The organism is Caballeronia udeis (assembly GCF_044909315.1).
Taxonomy (GTDB): Bacteria; Pseudomonadota; Gammaproteobacteria; order Burkholderiales; family Burkholderiaceae; genus Caballeronia; species Caballeronia udeis_A.
This window is the reverse complement of sequence record NZ_JBIYEB010000004.1, coordinates 177,295-198,238: the sequence shown is the minus strand read 5'-3', so window position 1 is coordinate 198,238 and position 20,944 is coordinate 177,295. Positions and strand designations below refer to the sequence as shown.

Below are 20,944 nucleotides of genomic sequence, written 5' to 3'. Positions count from 1 at the left end.
CAGCGTTCGTCCATCGCACGGTATAGCCCCACGCGCCCATCAGCGGCGCTTGGGGCTATATACGCGTACCGCCTCACGCGGACTGTTGCAGGCCGCTGCCGACCTGTTGCCGGTTCACCAGTTGGGCATAGACCGAATTGTTCGCGAGCAGTTGCGCATGGGGTCCGGCTTCAATCACCGAACCGTGGTCCAGCACGATGATCAGATCGGCCTCGCGTACGGTCGCCAGACGGTGCGCGATGATCAGGGTCGTGCGGTTGGCCATGAGGGTTTTGAGCGCGGCGTGTACCTGCGCTTCGCTGATGGCGTCCAGATGCGACGTTGCTTCATCCAGCACCAGTACCGGTGCATCCTTCAGAAAAGCCCGCGCGATGGCAACCCGCTGACGCTGGCCGCCCGACAACTGCACACCACGTTCACCCACCCGCGTGGCGAGCCCTTCCGGCAGCGTGGCCACGAAGTCGGCAAGCGACGCCTGCTGAAGCGCAAGTTGCAGCGCCTCAGCGCTGGCATCGGGCCGCGCGAGGCGAATGTTGGCCTCGAGCGTTTCGTTGAACAGATACGTGTCCTGGGACACTAGGGCAACGTGTGAGCGCAGCGAGTCGAGCCGCAAGCGCCGCAAGTCGACGCCGTCCAGCTGCACCGAACCTGTATCCGGGTCCCAGAAGCGCAGCAGCAGATTTGCAATGGTGCTCTTGCCGGCGCCTGACGCCCCCACAAGCGCCGCGGTAGAGCCGGCACGCACGCAAAACGACACGCCGTTCAACACGGGCTGCGCGCGCTCGGCATAAGCGAAGCGAGCGTCTTCAAAGCGAACTTCCGATCCCCCCGGCGAAGGTTGCAGGTCGCGTTCTCCATCGATCACCCGAACCGGCTCGTCATGCACGACCCTTAACCGCCGTGCGGACGCAATCGTATCCGCAAGTTGCCTGCCCACCTGCGCGATCTCGGCCACCGGCATGAAGGCGGCCACGGCGAGCAGAATCAGCATAGGCAGCCAGGCCGCGGAAAGCTGCCCGGCCGACACCAGACATGCGCCCACTACGGCGACAGTCAATCCACCGAGGCCGGTCGCGACATCCAGCAGCGCGGTTTGCCGGGCGAGATCCGCGAGCAGTGCGAGCCGGGTCACGCTGTAGTCGCGCGCCAGCGCCATGAACGCATCCCGCCGGCGCCCGGTTGCCTGGAACGCGAGCAGATCGGATAAACCCTGGATGGTCTCTGTCATATGCGCGCCGAGCAGGCCGAGCGATTCGCGCGCCTTGCTGCCCAGCACGTCGATACGGTTGCGCCCACGCACCGGCGAGAGCATGGCATACGCCAGGAAGGGCAGCAGTCCGAGTGCCAGCGGCCAGGCCGCTGTGGCGAGAGTGGCTATTACCGCGACCGGCACCAGCACCGCGACGATCGCCGGGGCGACCGTATGCGCGTAGAAATATTCGATGGTCTCAACGTCTTGCGTCGCCAGCGTCACAAGGTCGCCGGAGCGGCGACGCAGCAGGTAGCCCGGCGCGAGACGATCAAGCTGTCCGAACAAGCGGATTCGGAGATCCGCCAGCAGCCGGTACGCCATGTCGTGCGCGAGCCAGGATTCAAGCCAGTGCAGCACTGCGGCGAGCGGGGCAACGAGCAGCAGATACACCGCGATCGCCTGATGCGAATTACCGGCACGCAGCGCGGAGACGAGCCATGCACCCAGCACCCCTACGCCGATGAAAGCCGTTACCCGGCCAACGCCCAACAGGATGGTCAGCGCCAGGCGCACCCGCCATGGGTGAATGGCCGCGACCAGGGACCCCAGCGTAGCCTTCCAGCCCAGGGTTCGTGCATCGGCATCGAGTTCGCGCAGACCTTGCACGGCTTCTTCTTCCGTCTCGCCGGTTTGCCCGGTCTTTGTCGGGGGCGCCGTGGCGGACTCACCGGCCGGACGGCTCGCCGTATCGGAGCGCAGCGCCGAGACGCTGCGAGGGGTTGCTTGCGCCGCCATCAACCGGTGATAGAGCCCGTTTCTTTTCATCAGTTCGTCATGCGTACCATTTTCCGCGACAAGGCCATCGTCCAGCACCAGGATGCGATCGGCGCAGATCACGCTCGAAAGACGGTGCGCAAGGATCAGCGTGGTGCGGCCTTGCATCAGACGATCCAGCGCCCGTTGAATCAGCGCTTCGTTTTCCGCATCGACGGCCGAGAGCGCTTCATCCAGGATCAGGATCGGGGCATCGCGCAGCAGCGCCCGGGCAATGGCGAGCCGTTGGCGCTGGCCGCCCGAGAGCTGGAAACCGCGTTCGCCGATAGAGGTCTGGTAACCGTCAGGCAGGCTCGAGATGAAGTCGTGAGCGTAGGCTGCGCGGGCGGCGGCTTCCACTTCATCAGGGGTCGCGTCCGGACGCCCGAGCCGGAGGTTTTCTTCCACCGTCCCCGCGAATAACATGGTGTCTTGTGCGACCACCGCAATTTTCGCGCGCAACGCGTCCGGGTCCAGCGTACGTACGTCGTGTCCGGCAATGCGGATACTCCCGCCCTGAGGATCGTACTGGCGCAGCAGCAGGCGAACGATAGACGACTTGCCTGCACCGCTCGGTCCAACAATGCCGACGCGCTCGCCCGCCGCCACCGAGAACGTCAGCCCACGGTGCGCGAGTCCTCGGCCGCCGGCATAGGCAAACCGCACGCCGTCGAAATCCAGCGAGACCTCCGAGCCGTGCAACGGGTCCGTGCCGGCCTCCGGCATGGGCGGGTCGGCCTCCAGCAGCGAGCGGATGCCTGCTGTCGCGGCCTGCCCGAGCATGCCCTGGTGCAAGACGCTGCGCAGGTCGCGCAACGGCCGGAAAATCTCCGTGCCCGCCATCAATACGATCAGCAGCGTGGTCAGGCCCATCTCCCCGTGGGTCACGCGCCACGCGCCGAGAACGAGCGCCAGCGCGGCCCCCAGAGCTGCGCCAAGATCGACGATACCGCGTGTCAGCAGGCCTGCGGCGAGCACCCAGAAGGTGTTGTCGGAAACAGCGCGTGCCTGCCTGGCGAGGCGTTCGCCCCAGACGCTGCTTTGCCCGAACGCTTTGAGCGTCGGCAGTCCCTGGACCGCGTCGAGAAACGTTTCTCCGAACTCCTTGAATGCCTGGGCGCGCGCAAGGCTGGTGCGGCGTTCATGCATATGTACGGCGATCGGTCCGAACAGCGCCACCAGGGCGGCTGCGAGGAGCACGGCGGCGACCGGCAGGTCCCAGAATGCGATGAAACCGAAGATGGCGAACGGCGCGCAGAGGGCCACGGCCAGTTGCGGCAGATACTGTCCAAAGAAGGTCTGCAACTGTTCGACGCCATCGATCACCGACAACATCACGCCGCCCGTGCGTTGTTCGGCGAACCAGGCCGGCCCGAGCGCCACGATACGGTCGTACAGCTCGCCACGCAGCGTTTCCTGGGCACGCGCCGCGGGGCGGCAGGCGATGCTCGCGCGCCATTGATCCAGCAACGCGCGCACCACGATCGCGGCCGCCACGGCGACCGAGGGCGCTACCCATGATTGCCACGGGTTGCCTCGCAGGACCTGTGCGAGCAACTGGGCGAGAAACACAAAGCGGGCGATCCCGGCCAGCAGGGCCAGCAGTCCGACAATGATGCCAAGCACCATGTGCCCGCGTAGTCCTTTGGTCAGTTGCCAAAGGCGAAGATCGAAATACATCGGGGCGGCTCCTCAAGGTAGGGGGTCATCGTGGCACGGACCCGTGCTGCGCGCGAGCGATGCTTTCTCAACCAGGGTTGAGATAAACTTTACCCATCATGCCAAGACTCTCTGCGCACATCCCGCCGTTATCCGCCCTGAAGGCGTTCGAAGCCGTGGCCAGGCTGGGCAGCCTGAGCCGCGCGGCGGACGAGCTCAACGTGACCAAGAGCGCCATCAGCCATCAATTGCGTGCGCTGGAATCGACCTTGGGTACAACGTTGCTCCACCGTGGCGGTACCACTTCCCGCGCGCAACCCACGCCCGCGGGGCAGGAATTGCTGCTTGCCATAGAAGCCAGCCTGATTCCGTTGGGCGAAGCCTGCGAGCGGCTGACCATGCGGCGGCGCAAGCGTCGCCGCATGCTGACGGTTTCCGCCAATGCGCCATTTTCATCGCTGTGGCTTGCGCCTCACGTGGTGGAATTTTCGACGCGCCATCCGGAGATTGCGGTGAACCTGAGGGTGTTTGACGACGAGCCCGACTGGCAGAATGACACAATCGATATCGCGATTCTGCGGGTGCCGTTGACAAGCTCGACAGGCGATATGCCGGACTCGCATCCGAGCGACCGGGCGCTGGTCCGGGAGACGGTCTTTCCTGTGTGCAGCCCGTTGTTGATGGACCCACGGATCGCTACTCCGCAGATACTGGCGGAACATCGGCTGCTGCAAGAGGAGCACACGTCGAGCCCTGAAATAGACTGGCAAACGTGGTTTGCGCTGCTCGGCGTCGCCGCACTGCCGGACCAGAACCTGGTCCGGTTGAGCAGCTTCAACCCGATCATCGGCGCGGCGATTGCGGGGAAGGGAATTGCACTGGGCCGCTCACCGCTGATCGATTTCGATCTTGCTCACGGGCGGCTGGTTCGTCTGTTCCCCGAGCATGAGCTGCCCGGGTCGTGGCAGTTTGTCATTCGCCTGCATCCCGAGCGCTCATCCGATCCCACACTGATTCAGTTCCAGACTTTCATGCTCGAGCGCTCGGCAATCTGACAGGCGCGGCCAAGGGGCCGCTTCATCACACCTCGCCGAGCACGCCGAGATACGCCTGGCCAATGACCTCATACGAGGCGTCGGCATTCGGCGGATGAAACGCGCCGGCGCGACCATCGCGATACAAGCGTTCCGTCACGTACTGCTGCCGCAGGCCATCCGCATCATGGCTCCGTCGTTCATCAACCAGTGGGTGTGGCTCGTCAAGGACACGTCGCTGGCCTACATAGTCGGCGTGCCGGAACTCGCATTTCTTGCCAACCAGGTGAATAGCCGGCTCATGGTCTATCCGGTGCGGATCTTCCTGTTCGTGGGGCTCGTTTATCTGATCCTGTGCACACCGCTCGATGCGCTGGCGACGCGCCTGCTGCTGGGCCGCGCGCGCAGCGTTGAGCCAAGGGCCACGGCAACTCGCGTGGCGGTCGTCCCGTCGCCGGATTAAAGCAAGACCGCGGCATTCGCTCGGCATCCTTAAGCTTTCAATCATTACGCGAAGGTTGCATGCGCTTAGCCAAGGGCGATTTCCATCAAACGATTATCGATGTGGCAAAGCCTGCTTTAGAAATACGTTTTTATTGGTTCAGCTTCCGGGCGCGCTCTTTCATAGTGTCAATTGATGGCTATAGACGGTTGCATTTCCTCTGACAACCGTCTTGCCTCGATGGGTTTTCAAGTGACAGTACAAGGAGACGTCATGGCAGTTGAATTGGAAGAACGCGTAACTCACGAATCTCAGGCGGTACTGGAAGCGGCGCGCGCCGCGGCGGCGGCTAACCAGTTGCCTTACGCGGGCGGGGTTTCACCCAGCGACGCATTCGCGCTGCTCGAGTCGGGCTCGGCGGTGCTTGTGGATGTCAGAACGGCCGAAGAGCGCAAGTTCGTGGGTTACGTGCCCGGTAGCGTCCATGTGGCCTGGGCAACGGGTACGTCGCTCACACGCAACCCGCGCTTTGTCCGGGAGCTGGAAGCAAAGACCGGCAAGGACGCGGTCGTTTTACTGCTCTGCCGCAGCGGCAATCGTTCCGCGCTTGCCGCGGAAGCTGCAGCGAAAGCAGGCTTTACCCAGGTGTTCAACGTCCTTGAAGGGTTCGAAGGACGGCTGGATTCGCAGCAGCGGCGAGGCGCGCAGGATGGCTGGCGCTTTCAGGGTTTGCCGTGGATTCAGGACTGATCAAACTCTAATGGCTTGATGCCGAAGGATCTCCGACTGTGGCCGCATTTGACATCGACGACATCGTCCAATCGCTCCAGACGGTACGCCAGCAATGGCGCGAAGTGCAGAAGCGCTCGCTCGAACCCGGCGGGCGCGAACTACCGGCACGAGAGGCGCTGGCCAATATCGTGGAGACCTTGAAGGGCGTGCTGTTCCCGATGCGGCTCGGACCGCACGACCTGCGCCAGGAGAGCGAAAACTTCTACGTGGGTCATGCACTGGATTCAGCCTTGCATGGTCTTTTTGCCCAGGCGCAACTCGAATTGCAGTACCGCGACCGTCATCTCGCGCGCGACGACGAAAACATCGCCGCGCGGGCGGGCGTCTCAGTCCGCTCGTTCGCGGCCAGGCTTCCTGAAATCCGCACGCTCCTTGATAGCGACGTGCTTGCGGCCTATCACGGCGATCCGGCTGCCGGCAGCGTGGACGAGGTGTTGCTGTGCTACCCCGGCGTTCTGGCCATGATCCATCACCGGCTCGCGCACGAGCTTTACAAGCTCGACTTACGCCTGCTGGCGCGCATTGTGGCTGAGCTGGCGCACGGTGCAACCGGCATCGACATTCATCCGGGCGCCCGCATAGGCAAGGGGTTTTTCATCGATCACGGAACGGGCGTGGTGATTGGCGAGACCACGGTCATTGGCGATCGCGTCCGTGTGTATCAGGCTGTCACGCTGGGCGCGAAACGTTTCCCCCGCGATGCGCAGGGCCATCTGGAGAAAGGCCTCGCGCGGCATCCGATTGTGGAGGATGAAGTGGTGATCTATGCGGGCGCCACGATTCTCGGCCGTGTCACGCTCGGCCGTGGTGCGGTGATTGGCGGCAACGTGTGGCTCACCCACGACGTTGAACCGGGCGCGAACGTCACGCAGGCCATCTCGCGTAATGACGGCGTGCAACCGCGCGTGGAGGCGAGCGTGTCATGACCGAAGTCGTCCGCAACTTCGGCGCAGCGGTCAGGCAATTACGCGAGGCGCAGGCGTGGTCGCAGGAACAGCTCGCCGAGCACGCCGGCCTGAACCGTTCCTATATTGGCGAGATCGAACGCGGCCGCGTGACGGCGTCCATCATCACGGTGCATAAACTCGCCCGCGCGCTCGACGTTCCCATGGCGGAGTTACTGCAACCCGAGCCGGTGACCGGGCCAGGGTGATCATTTTTCCCGAAATGCCGTCTATAGCATGTTGAATGACCGCGGTTGCGGTCTTCATAATCACGCTTCCTGATAAGCATTCCCGTTTTTCATCTATAGACTTCGGAGCTACACATGACGGCAACTGTGGGCGGCCAGACGGCGCTCGGCGATAACGCAGCACGGCAACTAGCCAATGCCACCAAGACCGTTCCCCAGCTATCGACCATCAGCCCGCGATGGCTCACGCACTTGTTGCAGTGGGTGCCTGTGGAAGCCGGTATCTACCGGTTGAACCAGGTCAAGAATCCCGAGGAAGTAAAAGCGGCGTGCACGCAGCGTGAAGATGAAAGCGAATTGCCGCGGACCTTTGTTCCCTACGACGAAAACCCGCGTGAGTATTTTCTCAACGCCGTCAGCACCGTCCTCGACGTGCAGACCCGGGTATCGGATCTCTATAGCAGTCCGCACGATCAGATCAAGGAACAACTGCGCCTGACGATCGAAACGATCAAGGAGTTGCAGGAAAGCCAGCTGATCAATAACCCCGATTACGGCCTGCTGGCAAATGTCGCCGAAGAACAGCGCGTGTTCCCGCTGACTGGCGCGCCGACCCCCGACGATCTCGATGAACTGCTGACACGCGTCTGGAAAGAGCCCGCGTTTTTCCTGACCCATCCGCTCGCCATTGCGGCTTTCGGGCGCGAATGCACGCGTCGCGGTGTGCCGCCGCCGACAGTGAGCATGTTCGGTTCCCAGTTCCTCACGTGGCGTGGCATTCCGTTGATTCCGTCGGACAAGGTGCCTGTTGCCGACGGCAAGACCAAGATCCTGCTGCTGCGCGTGGGCGACAAGCGGCAAGGCGTGGTCGGTTTGTTCCAGCCGGGCGTGGCGGGTGAGCAAGGGCCGGGGCTGTCGGTGCGTTTCATGGGCATCAACAATCATGCGATCGCCTCGTACCTGATTTCGCTGTATTGCTCGCTCGCAGTGCACTCGCCGGATGCGCTGGCGGTTCTGGATGACGTGGAGATCGCCAAGTACCATGACTATCCAGACACCTACAAGTAAGCCGGTGAGCAGCGCTTCAATGCCCGATGTTCCGCACGGTGCAGCGCCTGCGGGCTTGCCTGACGTCGCCGCGCTGTCACGTCTGGCGAATGCGTTCTTTTCGTCGTTGCCGGGCAGTGCCACGCCCGCGCTTGCCAGTCTTGGCAGCGGTGGCGGCGAGTCGCTGTCGGCAGGGCTGCCGGTGGCCGCGCCCGTGCTTGCTTCCGCGAGCAATCCGGCGCCCCCTGGATCGCCGTTGGCGGGGCCGGGCGGTGCTGGGACGGGGGTGCCAGGCCTGAGCCTTCCGCAGGGCAAGGTGGCGGGCGCTAACCTGCTTCCGTCGGCGCCCACGCACGTTTTGTCACTGGGCAATCGCGTGCCGGCGCTGGCGCCGCATGCGGTTTCGCAAAACAACGTGCCTGACTCCGTGACGAGCGCCGCACCGGCGCTGGAACCGCGCTTCGGCGGCGCTGCGCTGGGCGTCGGCGTGCCCGATGTGGCGCAACGGGATGTGGCGCCGCGAGACCAACCGGCGGCGTCGCCGTTCTATTTCCTTCGGGACACGAACGTGGCATCAGGTGCGAACCGCGAGTTGCCGCTGCCCGGTCATGATGTGCCAACGGCGGAATCGCTAGGGCTTCCGTCTATCGATGACTTGCGTTCGCTGAATGGCCGCGAGTCTTACGGTGGTGAGCCGGGCCGTACAGGGTCGTTCTATTTTCTCGACAACGCCCGTGCACCGCATTCGAACGAGCACTTGTCGCAGACCGGTTCCGCGCATCCGCCATTCGATGTCAATGCCATCCGGCGCGACTTCCCGATTCTGCAAGAGCGTGTGAATGGGCGTCAGCTCGTGTGGTTCGACAACGCCGCGACCACGCAGAAACCGCAGTCGGTGATCGATCGCCTGTCGTACTTCTACGAGCATGAGAACTCAAACATTCATCGTGCCGCGCATGCATTGGCAGGACGCGCGACCGACGCGTACGAAGGTGCACGCGATACGGTGCGGCGCTTCATTGGCGCTGCCTCGCCGGAAGAAATCATCTTCGTGCGCGGCACGACGGAAGGCATCAACCTGATCGCGAAGACCTGGGGCGTGCAAAACGTGGGCGAGGGCGACGAGATCATCGTGTCGCATCTCGAGCATCACGCCAACATCGTGCCCTGGCAGCAACTCGCCGCACAAAAGGGGGCGACGCTGCGCGTGATTCCCGTCGACGACACGGGGCAGGTCCGTCTGGATGAGTATCAGAAACTGCTCAACGGCCGCACGAAGATTGTCTCGGTGACGCAGGTGTCGAACGCATTGGGTACCGTTGTGCCGGTGCAGGAGATTGTCGCGATGGCGCATCGTGCAGGCGCCAGGGCGCTGGTCGACGGCGCGCAATCGGTCTCGCACATGCGTGTGAACGTGCAGGAAATCGATGCTGATTTCTTTGTGTTCTCGGGCCACAAGCTGTTTGGTCCGACCGGTATTGGCGTGGTCTATGGCAAACGCGATCTGCTCGAGGACATGCCGCCATGGCAGGGCGGCGGCAACATGATCGCGGACGTGACGTTCGAGCGGACCGTGTTCCAGGCGCCACCCAATCGCTTCGAAGCGGGCACGGGGAACATTGCAGACGCGGTAGGTCTTGGCGCTGCGATAGATTACGTGACGCGTGTGGGTATCGAGAATATCGGGCGCTACGAGCACGATCTGCTGGCCTATGCGACGAGCGTGTTACAGCCCGTGCCGGGCGTACGGTTGATTGGCACCGCGAAGGATAAAGCCAGCGTATTGTCGTTCGTGCTGAAAGGCTATGAGACGGAAGAGGTCGGGCAGGCGTTGAACGAAGAAGGGATTGCCGTGCGTTCGGGTCATCACTGCGCGCAACCGATTCTCCGGCGCTTTGGCGTTGAGGCAACGGTACGGCCGTCGCTGGCTTTCTACAACACGTGCGATGAAGTCGACAGGCTCGTGTCCGTCGTGCGCCGGCTTTCGTCGCGGCGGTAGGCAAGGGGCTGGAAACGCGTGGTGCAGCGCGCGGTCGATCTGGCCGCGCGCTGAGTACGTGTTGCGCCGGGCGCGGGTCTCAAGCGTAGGCCTCAAGCGCAGCCCTCAAGCCGCCGAACGAGCCTGTGCAAACTGGCTGTCGGGACGCGGCAAACCGTAGTGCTCGCGCAGTGTTGAGCCCGTATAGTCACGCCTGAACAAACCCCGCCGCTGAAGAATCGGCACGACGTGGTCGACAAATGCCTCGAGCCCGGAGGGAAATACATCCGCGTTCAGGTTAAATCCATCAGCGCCGCGCGCATTGAACCAGCGTTCGATATCGTCTGCAATCTGCTCGGGTGCGCCTACGATCATCCGGTGCGCGCCAGGGTTGCGATCGAGCAGGTCGCGCACGGTCAGGTTTTCGCTGCGGGCAAGATGCAAGGTCGAGTCCACGAAACCGCGCGACAGGTCGCTTCGGGTGACCTTTTCGATAAGCGCATAAGGCAGCGCGCGGTCGATATGAAGATCGTCTGGCCGCACGCCGAGCTGTCCGGCGAGCTTCGCGATCTCGCGGGCCGGGCCGAGCATCGCGTCCATCTTGGCCTTGTGCTCGCGGGCTTCCGCTTCGGTCCCTCCGACTACCGGATATAAGCCCGGCAGGATCAGCAGATGGTCAGGATTGCGGCCATGACGCCGCGCGCGCTCCTTGATCTCAGTGTAGAACGCTTGCGCTGTCGGCAGGGTTGTCTGGGCTGTGAAGACCGCGTCGGCACTGCGCGCGGCAAGCTCACGTCCGCCTTCCGACGAACCGGCCTGCACCAGAACGGGCCTGCCTTGCGGACTGCGTGGCACATTGAGCGGTCCGCACACCGAGAAGTGTTCGCCGTGGTGATCTATCGCATGAACCCGGTCGACGTCGGCATACCGGCCGCTTGATTGATCCGCGACCAGCGCGTCATCTTCCCAGCTGTCCCACAACTTGACCACGACATCGACGAACTCTTGCGCGCGGGCGTAACGCTCGTGCGTGTCGAGCGGGCGGTCGAAGCTGAAATTCGCAGCCGCCGACGCGTCCCAGGTCGTGACCGCGTTGAACGCAACCCGGCCGCCACTGATGTGATCCAGGGACGCGAAGCGGCGCGCCAGGTTGAAGGGATCATTGAACGTGGTCGACGCCGTGCCTATCAGTCCAATGTGCGTCGTCGCGCCCGCGAGCGCCGTCAGCAGAACTGTCGGTTCCAGCGCTTGCGCGGGACCGTCGGCATGGCCTTTCAGCGCGAGCGCGTCGGAAAGGAAGACCGCATCGAGCTTGCCTCGTTCGGCAACCTCCGCAATTCGCTTGAAGAAATTCAGGTCGACGCTCGAACGGGGATTGTCGAGCGTGCGCCAGCCGGCAGGATGACGGCCCACGCCGGTGACATTGGTGTTCAGGTGCAGCTGACGTTGGGAACTCATGAAGGGTCCGGGAAAAGTTCAGGGACTGGCCGGGCGGCGACCGTCCACATACCGGTGTGTCCAGTCATCTCTTGCCGATGGCGCGCTTTCAGAAAAATGCCGCGTGCGGCAGCGGTGTTTCGTTAGGCAGGTAATCGCCGCAATGGTGCGGATGTTGCGCCAGTGGCGGTCGAGTCGCAGGCGATGTCAGTGCTGGGCAGGAGAGCAGGATCTCACGACGTGTTGGCCTCTTCAGTTTCCCGACGCGGCCTCGGTTGCCGTCGCGCTGTTGAACGAAGCCAGTCGTTCGTGGCTGCGACGCGCCGTGTGGGTATCGAAATCAATGACCTTGATCGACCCCGTGCCGTCGCGCTCCACTTGCTCGACCAGTTACAGTTCCCACGCAAGGTAGGCGTTCATTTGTGCCGCCACCTGATCGGGCGCCGCGTGATAGGGGCTGTACCAGGCATCGTCGCTGCCGGTGAGGTTGCCCGCGTCGCCGCTGCCGGAGGGTAATCCGAGCGCAAGCCAGCGCCGCGTGCCGCCGAGCAGCGCTGCAACGCCGGGCACGCGCGACCGGATCTGGTTCGCGACAAGCCCGGCCAGCACACCATCTTCCGATGTCAGCACGAGCGGTGTGGCGGGGTCCACGTGTTGATCCAGAAGATCCGGAAGCGCGCTCACCGCAATGAAACGCGCGCCTTGAACATGCGTACGCCGGAAGGCGAGGCTGCTGTCTATATCGATGACCTGCGCGGCTTTCCCGCTCAATGCAAGCGCGAGCTGATCCGCTTCGATCCAGTTCACGCGTGCACCCGAGCCAAGTACACGAAGCGGTTCAGGACCGGATTCGAGTATGACGGCCGGCTCGTCGTCAAGCACATGGACATCAAGGTAACCAAGCTGGTTCAGCCATGTCGCGGTCATCCGCGCGCGCACGCCGTCGTCGTCGGTGAGCACCACGCGCGAGGCGAGCGTGTCCACGTATTCATCGGTTGCCTGGACAAGCTGCCCGCCGGTCGCCGAACGCCAGCCCGGCAAATGTCCCGCTTCGTATTCGAGGGGGTCACGCACGTCGAACCGGTATAGCGTGTGCTCCAGCGCTTCGTCTTCGAACTGTGCAAGCTGCACCCGGTCGATGACGCTCACTCCCGCCTTGACGGCGGCGCGCTGCGCGAGCGCGCGGGCGGATGCAAGACTCGCGGCGTCCGGGCGCGGAGCGGTCCTGGTTTGCCCATGCTCGAGTTCGAGGCCGGACAGCAGCCATGCCATCGATCCGCCGGTCAATGCTGCAACCGGATTCGGAATGCCCGCGTTGATCAGGGACTGAGCGCCGAGAATGGAACGCGTGCGGCCTGCGCAATTCACCACGATCAGCGTGTCGGGGGAAGGTGCCGCGGCGAGCGCACGATAGACCAGCTCCGCGCCCGCGCAGTCCACGCCGCCGGGAATGTTCATGGTCTGGTATTCGCCGAACGGGCGGCTGTCCAGAACGGCGAGGTCTTCCCCGGCGTCCTGCCGCTGCTTGAGCGTGAGCGCGTCGATATTCGGCGTATGCAGCCTGTGTTCGATGAGTTCGCCAAACGCCTTGCCGGGCACATTCGTACCGCTGAACACCTCATGGCCGGCACGTTCCCAACCCGACACACCGCCTTCGAGAATGGCAATGTCGAGGTACCCGAAAGCACGCAGCGCAAGCGCAGCGCGGGTGGAATATTCACCAGCTTCATCGACCAGCACGATCGGCGTCTTGCGCCGAGGCACGAGCCGGTCAATCAGCAATCCAATCCGCGCAACCGGAGCGCTTGAAGAATAAAACAGCCTGCGCCGCGAGAAAATGCCTTCTTCCCGCACATCGAGAATGGCGAGTTCATGCCTTGCTGCAAGGGTGTTTTTTAGTTGTTCAGGCGTGATCCTTCGAACGCTTTCAATAGACATGCGGCGGATTCTCCAGGTGCGGATTTCAAATGCGGCAAGCGTGCCTGTGCGATGTCGCAGAGAAGCCCTGCGACATTCACAGAAATTGAAAAATGGGAAGAATCTTCTATTTTCCCAAGGTCAGCTTCAAAGTATATGGACGGGGAAAGACCGCTCAAACGAAGAAAATCGCCTGAGCTTCTGGTAAAAGCGGGTTTGGGAAAAATAGTTGCGGGCCGTGATTTCGCTTGCAGAAAATGGCGGCCGCCCGGACGGCTTGAGCGCTAGCCGAGGTTCAGAAAACGGGCGACGGCCCGGACTGATAGCGACGTGCCGGACAGGATGCCGGTGCACTCGCGCAAGTCGGCGCCCATGCTTTCGATGCTGCTTGCAGTGAAGTATTTGCTTGGGCCCGTAATGACGATAACGCCAATTGCGCGCTCTCCCGGTACTCCGAGTCTTGCGCCAACCGCTGATATGCCTGGGATGTTCTCGCCGAGATTCGTCGCAATCCCTTCCTTCGCAATCTGGTCGAGCTGCTTCGTCAGCGCCTTACGCGTTGTAATCGTCTTGGGGGTGCGCATGGGATAGGGTTCCGGTCCGAGCGCCTCGTCACGAGCTGTTTGACTGAGTTCGCTTAGCAGCAACTTTCCCGAAACCGTGCTGTTCAGCGGCAACGAAACCTGGGTTTCGTAATAGGGCGCCACGTTGTCCTGACCTAATACGACATCGACGAAAAGGCGCGCTGTTCCCATGAACACAATGAGTCCGACCGACGGCCCATATTTGCGCTGCAAGCTCTTGAGCGAGTCGGAGGCGTCACGGCGCAGCAGGTTCAACGGGTGATCGATGACAAGCGGAAATACGGCGCGAGGCGTCGGATAATAACGATTGCTTGTGTCGCGATATATATAACCGGCGTGTATGAGCGTCTGCAGCAAGCGGTGGCAGGTGCTCGAGGACAGCCCAACGGCTTCCTCGATCTCGACAAGACCAAGCGGTCTTGCCGCCGCTATAACCGCCGACAATACCGCCATGCCGCGTGAAAGAGCCCCGCTCTCAACCGACTTGTCCGCCGCGGAGACCAGTGCACTAGCGGCGCCGGAAAGAAGATCAGAGGATATTGCAGGCTTGTTTTTGGACATTCTTCGAGTGCAATTGATGCTTCGGGTTTAGGCCGGAGCCGACGAAAGACGCCGCTATAGCAGTTTCTACGGGCCACTGCTCAATCGCTGCATATCGGTTTTGCAAGTGCCTTGTAAACGACACGGTGTGCACGTCAGTCACCTTGACGATGTTGCCTCCTGATCTTACTGTGGGAGTCTGTGCTCTTCCTGCATGGTGCGCGGAGGGAGCTGGCAGGATCTCGGGAATTATGATTGAAAGCGTAGCTTGCGTGAGGTGTCGCAAATGCAGGAATTCGATTTCTACATGAACCTGAAGAGGCCGACACTTGGACTCTACGTGCATAAGGGGGCTGGCCTCCCAGACCTCGCTGACCCGGACCAGTGGGAATTCGAGGGCAATGTGTGGCAAGACGAACTGCCACCCGACGTCTTGAAAGGACTCGAGGCCAATGGCCATGCATTTCAGGAGCTGGGTGGGTGACTCGTGCTGGCGCCGGGTGCCGCTGGGGCATTGATCGCTTGCGCTGATTCCTTGTATCGGTCGAGATCGCATTTCGATTTCTACAAATTTCTACTATCCTAAGCTCAAGCCGGAAGCAAACGTGCTGTCACACGATAGAAGACTTGCGACAGCACAATGGCCTATGCCGCTTGATCGTCGAAACCGTGAACAGACAGTCCGCAAGCCTGGTCCATGACACCTGTGTTTCGCTGACTTGTTAAACCGTACGTCAGCCATGGCGCAGGAGAGAACAATGTCCGGGACCCAGGGTGGATTGGGTGAGGCCTTCATCACGCAGCAGCGCACGCGCCTTGAAGCGCTGCGCCGGCAACTGCTGGGCGGCGAGGAAGATACGTTCGCAAACGAGCGGACGGCCCAGGAGCAGCATGGCGACGAGGCCGAGGAGCTCGAGGACGAGGCGCAGGGAGCGGCGCAGCAGGAGGTCAACCAGGCGCTGCATGATGTGAACGACCAGCGCATCAGTGATATTGAGCGCGCGCTGCAGAAGATCGCGGAGGGTACCTATGGTTTCTCCGATGCCAGCGGTGACCCAATACCGAAAGCAAGGCTTGAAGCGACTCCCGAGGCGATCTTCACTCTCGAGGAGCAGAGTAAGCGCGAGACCGGCGCATGACGGCTGGCCGGAATGAGGCCGTCGCCCACGCCAATCCTGCGATGAATCCCCAGTCCGGGAATGTTATGTCATCGCGGGATGCCTTTGATGGCATTTCACCCATGCCTGTCATCGGAAAGATCAATATTCCTTTATCCAAGCACATCCATGGAATTCAAGGACGTAGCTGGGGTTTCGTTATGCTAATCATGCTCGGGATTGCGCTGCAGGGGAGCGGGTTATGCACAAATTTTATAGCTGGTTCAGTCGCCTTCATCGCGCCGTGACGGCGCGATGAAGATTGGCTCTCCAGGCTGAAGCGGTTTCCAGGCCTTATGCCGTGATGCGGCGTAGCCCCAACAGCGAGCCAGTCCCCGGGTCTCCCGGGGCAACTGATGGAGTCTCATATGACTGAACGACGCGCAGTTCCCGGAATCCGACCGTATGACGATCCCGCCGGCGGCTGGGGGGCGCTCCGGGCGACCGCACAAGCCGTCCGCACACAAATGGAAAGCGTCAAGGCGCCCATTACGCTGCTACGGACCAATCAGCCTGACGGCTTCGATTGTCCGGGTTGTGCCTGGCCGGACAAGGAGCACAAGTCCACGTTCCAGTTTTGCGAAAATGGCGCCAAGGCGGTCACATGGGAAGCAACGACCAAGCGAGTGACGCCGGCGTTCTTCGAGAACAATACTGTGTCGTCGTTGCTGCAGCGATCCGATTTCGAACTGGAGGATCTTGGCCGGCTGACGCATCCTCTTGTCTACGACCGCGCCACGGACAAGTTCCGGGCTGTTGAATGGGAGGATGCGTTCGCCCGTATAGGTGAAGTGCTGCGAGGGTTGTCCTCTCCCGACGAGGCCGAGTTCTATACGTCAGGCAGGGCGTCGAACGAGGCCGCTTACCTCTTTCAATTGCTGGCGCGCGAATACGGGACCAACAACTTCCCTGATTGTTCGAACATGTGCCACGAGCCGACCAGCGTCGGGTTGCCCCGGTCGATTGGTATCGGCAAAGGCACGGTATCGCTCGATGACTTCGATGCCACCGAACTCATCATCTCGATCGGCCACAATCCCGGGACGAATCATCCGCGCATGATGGGGACGCTCCATGAATGCTCGCGGCGCGATGTCCCGATCATCGTGTTCAATCCGCTGCGCGAGCGCGCGCTCGAGCGCTTCGCCGATCCGCAGAGCGTCATTGAAATGGCGACCTTCGGATCGACCCGAATCGCGTCGACCTATTTTCAGGTCGACGCAGGGGGAGACGCGGCCGCCCTCAAGGGCATCATGAAAGCACTTCTGACTATGGACGCGGAACAGGGCAACACTGTTCTGGACCACGAGTTCATTGCCAAGCATACCCAGGGTTTCGAGCCATTTGCGGCTGACCTCGAGGCAACGACATGGGACGATATTGAAACGGCAAGCGGACTTGACCGTGAAGACCTGGAGGAAGTTGCGATTGCCTATGCAAAGTCGAATGCGACGATCGTCACTTACGGAATGGGCATTACCCAGCATAACAAGGGCACCGCCAATGTCCGTCTGATTGCGGATCTGTTGCTATTGCGCGGCAACATCGGCAAACCCGGCGCCGGCATCTGTCCCTTGCGCGGGCATTCCAACGTGCAGGGAAACCGCACGGTCGGCATCACTGAAAAGCCGTCCGCCACCTTCCTCAAGCAGATCGAAGATGTACTCGGATTCAAGCCGCCCGCGGCGCATGGGCACGATGCCGTCCAGGCGATGCAGGCAATGATTGCCGGCACGGCCAAGGTACTGATTTGCCTCGGCGGAAACTTCGCTGTTGCGTTGCCCGATTCCGAGCAGTCCTTTCCCGCAATGGGCAAACTCGATCTAAGCGTCCACCTTGGCACCAAGCTCAATCGTTCGCACCTGCTGGTGGCAAAAGAGACGTACGTGCTGCCTGTTCTGGGCCGCACGGAACTCGATCTGCAGGCGACCGGCCGGCAATCCATTACGGTTGAAGATTCCATGTCGATGGTCCACGCGTCTTCGGGGAAGCTGACGCCTGCGTCCGAACACCTGCGTTCCGAACCGGCGATCATTGCCGGCATCGCCACCGCAACGTTGCCGGACAGCAAGGTGGCATGGAAGGAGCTGATTGCGGACTACGACAAGATTCGCGACCTGATCGAGCAAACCGTGCCGGGATTTGAAGCCTTCAACGCACGAATCAGAACGCCGGGAGGATTCCGTATGCCGCTTCCTCCGACGGAACGCGTGTGGCCCACACCATCAGGGAAAGCGATGTTCTCGGTGTACGGGGGAGTGAGGGAAGACGCGGACGTCCTCGGCGCGGAAAACGTGCTTCGTCTCATCACGCTACGCAGCCACGACCAGTACAACACGACAATCTATGCGCTCGACGACCGTTACCGGGGGGTGTTCGGCCGGCGTGACGTGCTGTTCATGAACGAAGACGATCTGGCCGAGCAAGGACTTGAACACGGTGATCTGGTCGACATAGAGACAATCACCTCGTCGGGCAGGCAGATGCGCCTGAAGAACATCACCGCGATCGCCTACAACATTGCGAAGGGGTCGGTCGGGGCGTACTACCCGGAAGCGAACGTGCTGGTGCCGCTCGACTTCATTGACAAGGACAGCGGCACGCCTTCGTACAAGTCTGTTCCTGTTCATGTCTTGCGCTCGGCCGTGAGCTGACTTCGGTTGATCGACCGGCAGGATACCGCGCGTGAAATCTGCATTGCCTCACCTGCGTGCGATGCTTGTGTTATCGCGGTCGATGAGTCGCACATCAGTTCGAATGCCACCCGTTTTTACGCAACTGACGTCATCACCTGGAGCCAGTGATCCATCATGGAAATCTTCGATGCATTCCACCTTGCCAGGTTGCAGTTTGCATTCACGGTTTCATTTCATATTATTTTTCCCGCAATCAGCATCGGCCTGGCCAGTTTCCTCGCCGTGCTGGAATGGCGCTGGTTACTGACCGGAGACACCGCCTACAAAGACATGTTCCTGTTCTGGTCGAAGATCTTCGCGGTCGGTTTTGGAATGGGGGTTGTCTCCGGCGTGGTGATGGCCTATGAGTTCGGCACCAACTGGAGTGGATTTGCCAGCGTGGCCGGCAACGTCACGGGACCGCTCCTGACCTATGAAGTGTTGACGGCGTTCTTTCTCGAGGCCGGGTTTCTCGGCGTCATGCTGTTCGGCTGGGAACGCGTCAGTCCCCGGGCGCATTTCTTCGCCACGCTGATGGTGGCGACGGGCACGCTGATTTCCACGTTCTGGATTCTCGCGTCGAATAGCTTCATGCAAACGCCGCAGGGTTATGCGATCGAAAACGGCCGCATCGTGCCGGTCGACTGGCTGAAAGTGATTTTCAACCCGTCGTTTCCGTACCGCCTCGCGCATATGACGATCGCCGCGTTCATCGTCGCGGCTTTCATTGTGGCCGCTTGTGGCGCGTGGCATCTGTTGCATGGCCGCCGCGACAAACCGGTCAAGCGCAGCTTTTCGATGGCACTGTGGATCCTGCTTCTGCTCACGCCCATACAGATTTTTGTTGGCGATGCGCACGGGCTCAACACACGTAAATATCAGCCGGCAAAGATCGCGGCAATCGAAGGCCTGTGGGAAACCGAGCACGGCGGCACCGCGCTCAACCTGGTTGGCCTGCCCGACATGAATGCGGAAGTCACGCGATACACGATCCAGATACCGCGTCTGGGCAGCCTGATCCTGACCCATAGCTGGGATGGCGAGATTCGCGGCCTGAAGGAGTTTCCTCCTGAGGATCGTCCCTATTCACCGATCATATTCTGGACCTTCCGCATCATGGCCGGTCTCGGTATGTTGATGCTGTTGACTGCGTTGCTTGGACTGGTGCTCAGGCTGCGCGGCCGTCTCTACGAGACGCGGTGGTATCAGCGTTTCGTGCTGTGCATGGGGCCTTCCGGAATCGTGGCGCTATTGGCCGGGTGGGTAACGACGGAGGTCGGCCGCCAACCGTGGACGGTCTATGGCGTCCTGCGTACCGTGGACTCCCTCTCGCCGATCAGTTCCCAGCAGGCGGGCGTTTCATTGCTGATCTTTGTGCTGGTGTATTTCCTGGTGTTCGGCATGGGCTTCTACTACATGATGAAGATGATGAAGCGCGGCCCGGAGGAACATGTCGAGCGCCGCGAGTCGCGCAAACATCCGATATTGCGCAATAGCGCGCTCGACGCACTGGAAGGGGAGTGAGGCCATGCAAATCGATCTTCCCGTCGTGTGGGCCGCGATCATCGGACTGGGCGTTTTCATCTACGTGATGCTGGACGGATTCGATCTCGGCGTCGGCCTGCTGTTTCCGTTCTTCGAGGAGAAAGCTGACCGGCAAGTGATGGTCAATACCATCGCACCGGTCTGGGACGGCAACGAGACGTTCCTCGTGCTTGGCGGCGCCGGGCTCTACGGGGCGTTCCCCGGGGTCTATTCAACGCTCCTGCCGGCGAACTATCTCCCGTTGATCCTGATGGTCGTGGGCCTGATCTTCCGCGGCGCGGCCTTCGAACTGCGTGCAAAGGCCGTCAGGACCCGGCACGCGTGGGACCTCGCTTTCATTGGCGGCTCCGCGCTCGCGGGGCTTTGCCAGGGCATTGTGCTGGGGTCGCTGCTGCAAGGCATCAAGATCGTCAATGGCCGTTTCGCCGGTGGCCCGTTCGACTGGCTCTCGCCGTTCAGCCTGTTCTGCGGAATCGGCGTGCTCTTCACATACGCAACGCTCGGCTGCGGCTGGCTCATCCTGAAGACGGATGGCGAGCTGCAGAGCAAGATGCGCCAGGTCATGAAGCCGCTTGTGAGCGTGCTGCTCGGGGTGATTGCGATCGTGAGTCTCTGGACGGTGATCGGATTGCCCGCGGTCGCGCTTCGCTGGTTTGGAAGCGGTAATCTCGGGTGGTTCCTGCCGGTGCCAATCCTCGTGATCGCCTGCGTGTGGGGTATCTTCCGCTCACTTCGGTTGCAGCACCAAGCGACCCCGTTCCTTCTCACCCTCGCGCTGTGTTTTCTCGGCTTCAGCGGTTTGCTCATCAGCATCTGGCCGAACATTGTTCCGCCGTCCCTGACGATCTGGGAAGCATCGTCGAGCCACTCGAGCCAGCTGTTTACGCTGGTCGGCACGGTGATCGTGCTGCCGGTCATCCTTGTCTATAACGCCATGCAGTACCGCGTATTCCGCGGCAAGGTGCGCGAAGGAGACGCCGGTTACCACTGATGGTTACAA

General features: G+C 61.7%; 15 protein-coding genes and 1 pseudogene. 12 read left to right on the top strand and 4 right to left on the bottom strand.

Features of this window, described 5'->3' with window-relative positions; genetic code table 11:
- Positions 1 to 73 precede the first annotated feature (73 nt).
- Positions 74 to 3,685: an ABC transporter ATP-binding protein/permease gene (locus ABH944_RS08305; RefSeq protein WP_404605734.1), complete on the bottom strand. Its 3,612-nt coding sequence runs from the start codon at positions 3,683 to 3,685 to the stop codon at positions 74 to 76.
- A gap of 98 nt (positions 3,686 to 3,783) precedes the next feature.
- Here ABH944_RS08305 and ABH944_RS08300 point away from each other — a divergent pair, with 98 nt between their 5' ends.
- From ABH944_RS08300 to ABH944_RS08270, 7 genes and pseudogenes are all read left to right on the top strand, one after another.
- Positions 3,784 to 4,719 carry a LysR substrate-binding domain-containing protein gene (locus ABH944_RS08300; RefSeq protein WP_404605736.1) on the top strand — a complete coding sequence of 312 codons (936 nt, stop codon included), beginning with the start codon at positions 3,784 to 3,786 and terminating at the stop codon, positions 4,717 to 4,719.
- A gap of 130 nt (positions 4,720 to 4,849) precedes the next feature.
- Positions 4,850 to 5,161, top strand: a pseudogene (locus tag ABH944_RS08295) (ABC transporter permease subunit); the annotation flags it as partial.
- Between the two features lie 252 nt (positions 5,162 to 5,413).
- The gene (locus ABH944_RS08290; RefSeq protein WP_404605737.1) at positions 5,414 to 5,890 is read left to right on the top strand and encodes a rhodanese-like domain-containing protein; all 477 of its coding nucleotides are present in this window, start codon (positions 5,414 to 5,416) and stop codon (positions 5,888 to 5,890) included.
- Between the two features lie 38 nt (positions 5,891 to 5,928).
- Complete coding sequence (gene epsC, locus ABH944_RS08285; RefSeq protein WP_404605739.1) at positions 5,929 to 6,858, top strand: serine O-acetyltransferase EpsC; 930 nt, start codon at positions 5,929 to 5,931, stop codon at positions 6,856 to 6,858.
- Entirely contained in the window at positions 6,855 to 7,085 is a 231-nt protein-coding gene (locus ABH944_RS08280) for a helix-turn-helix domain-containing protein (RefSeq protein WP_404605741.1), read from the top strand. The genes epsC and ABH944_RS08280 overlap by 4 nt, the downstream gene beginning before the upstream one ends.
- 114 nt (positions 7,086 to 7,199) lie before the next feature.
- Positions 7,200 to 8,132, top strand: coding sequence for a family 2A encapsulin nanocompartment shell protein (locus tag ABH944_RS08275; protein ID WP_404605742.1), 933 nt, complete (start codon positions 7,200 to 7,202; stop codon positions 8,130 to 8,132).
- Complete coding sequence (locus tag ABH944_RS08270) at positions 8,107 to 10,110, top strand: family 2A encapsulin nanocompartment cargo protein cysteine desulfurase (RefSeq protein ID WP_404605744.1); 2,004 nt, start codon at positions 8,107 to 8,109, stop codon at positions 10,108 to 10,110. The genes ABH944_RS08275 and ABH944_RS08270 overlap by 26 nt, the downstream gene beginning before the upstream one ends.
- A gap of 105 nt (positions 10,111 to 10,215) precedes the next feature.
- Here the strand turns inward: ABH944_RS08270 and ABH944_RS08265 are convergent, their stop codons facing one another.
- The 3 genes from ABH944_RS08265 to ABH944_RS08255 form a co-directional block, all read right to left on the bottom strand.
- Complete coding sequence (locus ABH944_RS08265) at positions 10,216 to 11,547, bottom strand: LLM class flavin-dependent oxidoreductase (protein ID WP_404605746.1); 1,332 nt, start codon at positions 11,545 to 11,547, stop codon at positions 10,216 to 10,218.
- Positions 11,548 to 11,916: 369 nt separating this feature from the next.
- Positions 11,917 to 13,464, bottom strand: coding sequence for a rhodanese-like domain-containing protein (locus ABH944_RS08260; protein WP_404605747.1), 1,548 nt, complete (start codon positions 13,462 to 13,464; stop codon positions 11,917 to 11,919).
- A gap of 263 nt (positions 13,465 to 13,727) precedes the next feature.
- Positions 13,728 to 14,588, bottom strand: coding sequence for an IclR family transcriptional regulator (locus ABH944_RS08255; protein WP_404605749.1), 861 nt, complete (start codon positions 14,586 to 14,588; stop codon positions 13,728 to 13,730).
- A 286-nt stretch (positions 14,589 to 14,874) separates the two neighbouring features.
- Between ABH944_RS08255 and ABH944_RS08250 the strand changes: the two genes are divergently transcribed.
- The 5 genes from ABH944_RS08250 (at position 14,875) to cydB (ending at position 20,935) form a co-directional block, all read left to right on the top strand.
- On the top strand, positions 14,875 to 15,051 hold the full coding sequence (locus tag ABH944_RS08250; RefSeq protein ID WP_404605750.1) for a hypothetical protein: 177 nt from the start codon (positions 14,875 to 14,877) through the stop codon (positions 15,049 to 15,051).
- 274 nt (positions 15,052 to 15,325) lie between these two features.
- Entirely contained in the window at positions 15,326 to 15,706 is a 381-nt protein-coding gene (locus ABH944_RS08245; RefSeq protein WP_404605751.1) for a TraR/DksA family transcriptional regulator, read from the top strand.
- 386 nt (positions 15,707 to 16,092) lie between these two features.
- Positions 16,093 to 18,378 carry an FdhF/YdeP family oxidoreductase gene (locus ABH944_RS08240; protein WP_404605752.1) on the top strand — a complete coding sequence of 762 codons (2,286 nt, stop codon included), beginning with the start codon at positions 16,093 to 16,095 and terminating at the stop codon, positions 18,376 to 18,378.
- Positions 18,379 to 18,534: 156 nt separating this feature from the next.
- Positions 18,535 to 19,923, top strand: coding sequence for a cytochrome ubiquinol oxidase subunit I (locus tag ABH944_RS08235; RefSeq protein WP_404605754.1), 1,389 nt, complete (start codon positions 18,535 to 18,537; stop codon positions 19,921 to 19,923).
- Between the two features lie 4 nt (positions 19,924 to 19,927).
- Positions 19,928 to 20,935 carry a cytochrome d ubiquinol oxidase subunit II gene (gene cydB, locus ABH944_RS08230; protein ID WP_404605755.1) on the top strand — a complete coding sequence of 336 codons (1,008 nt, stop codon included), beginning with the start codon at positions 19,928 to 19,930 and terminating at the stop codon, positions 20,933 to 20,935.
- Positions 20,936 to 20,944: the final 9 nt, after the last annotated feature.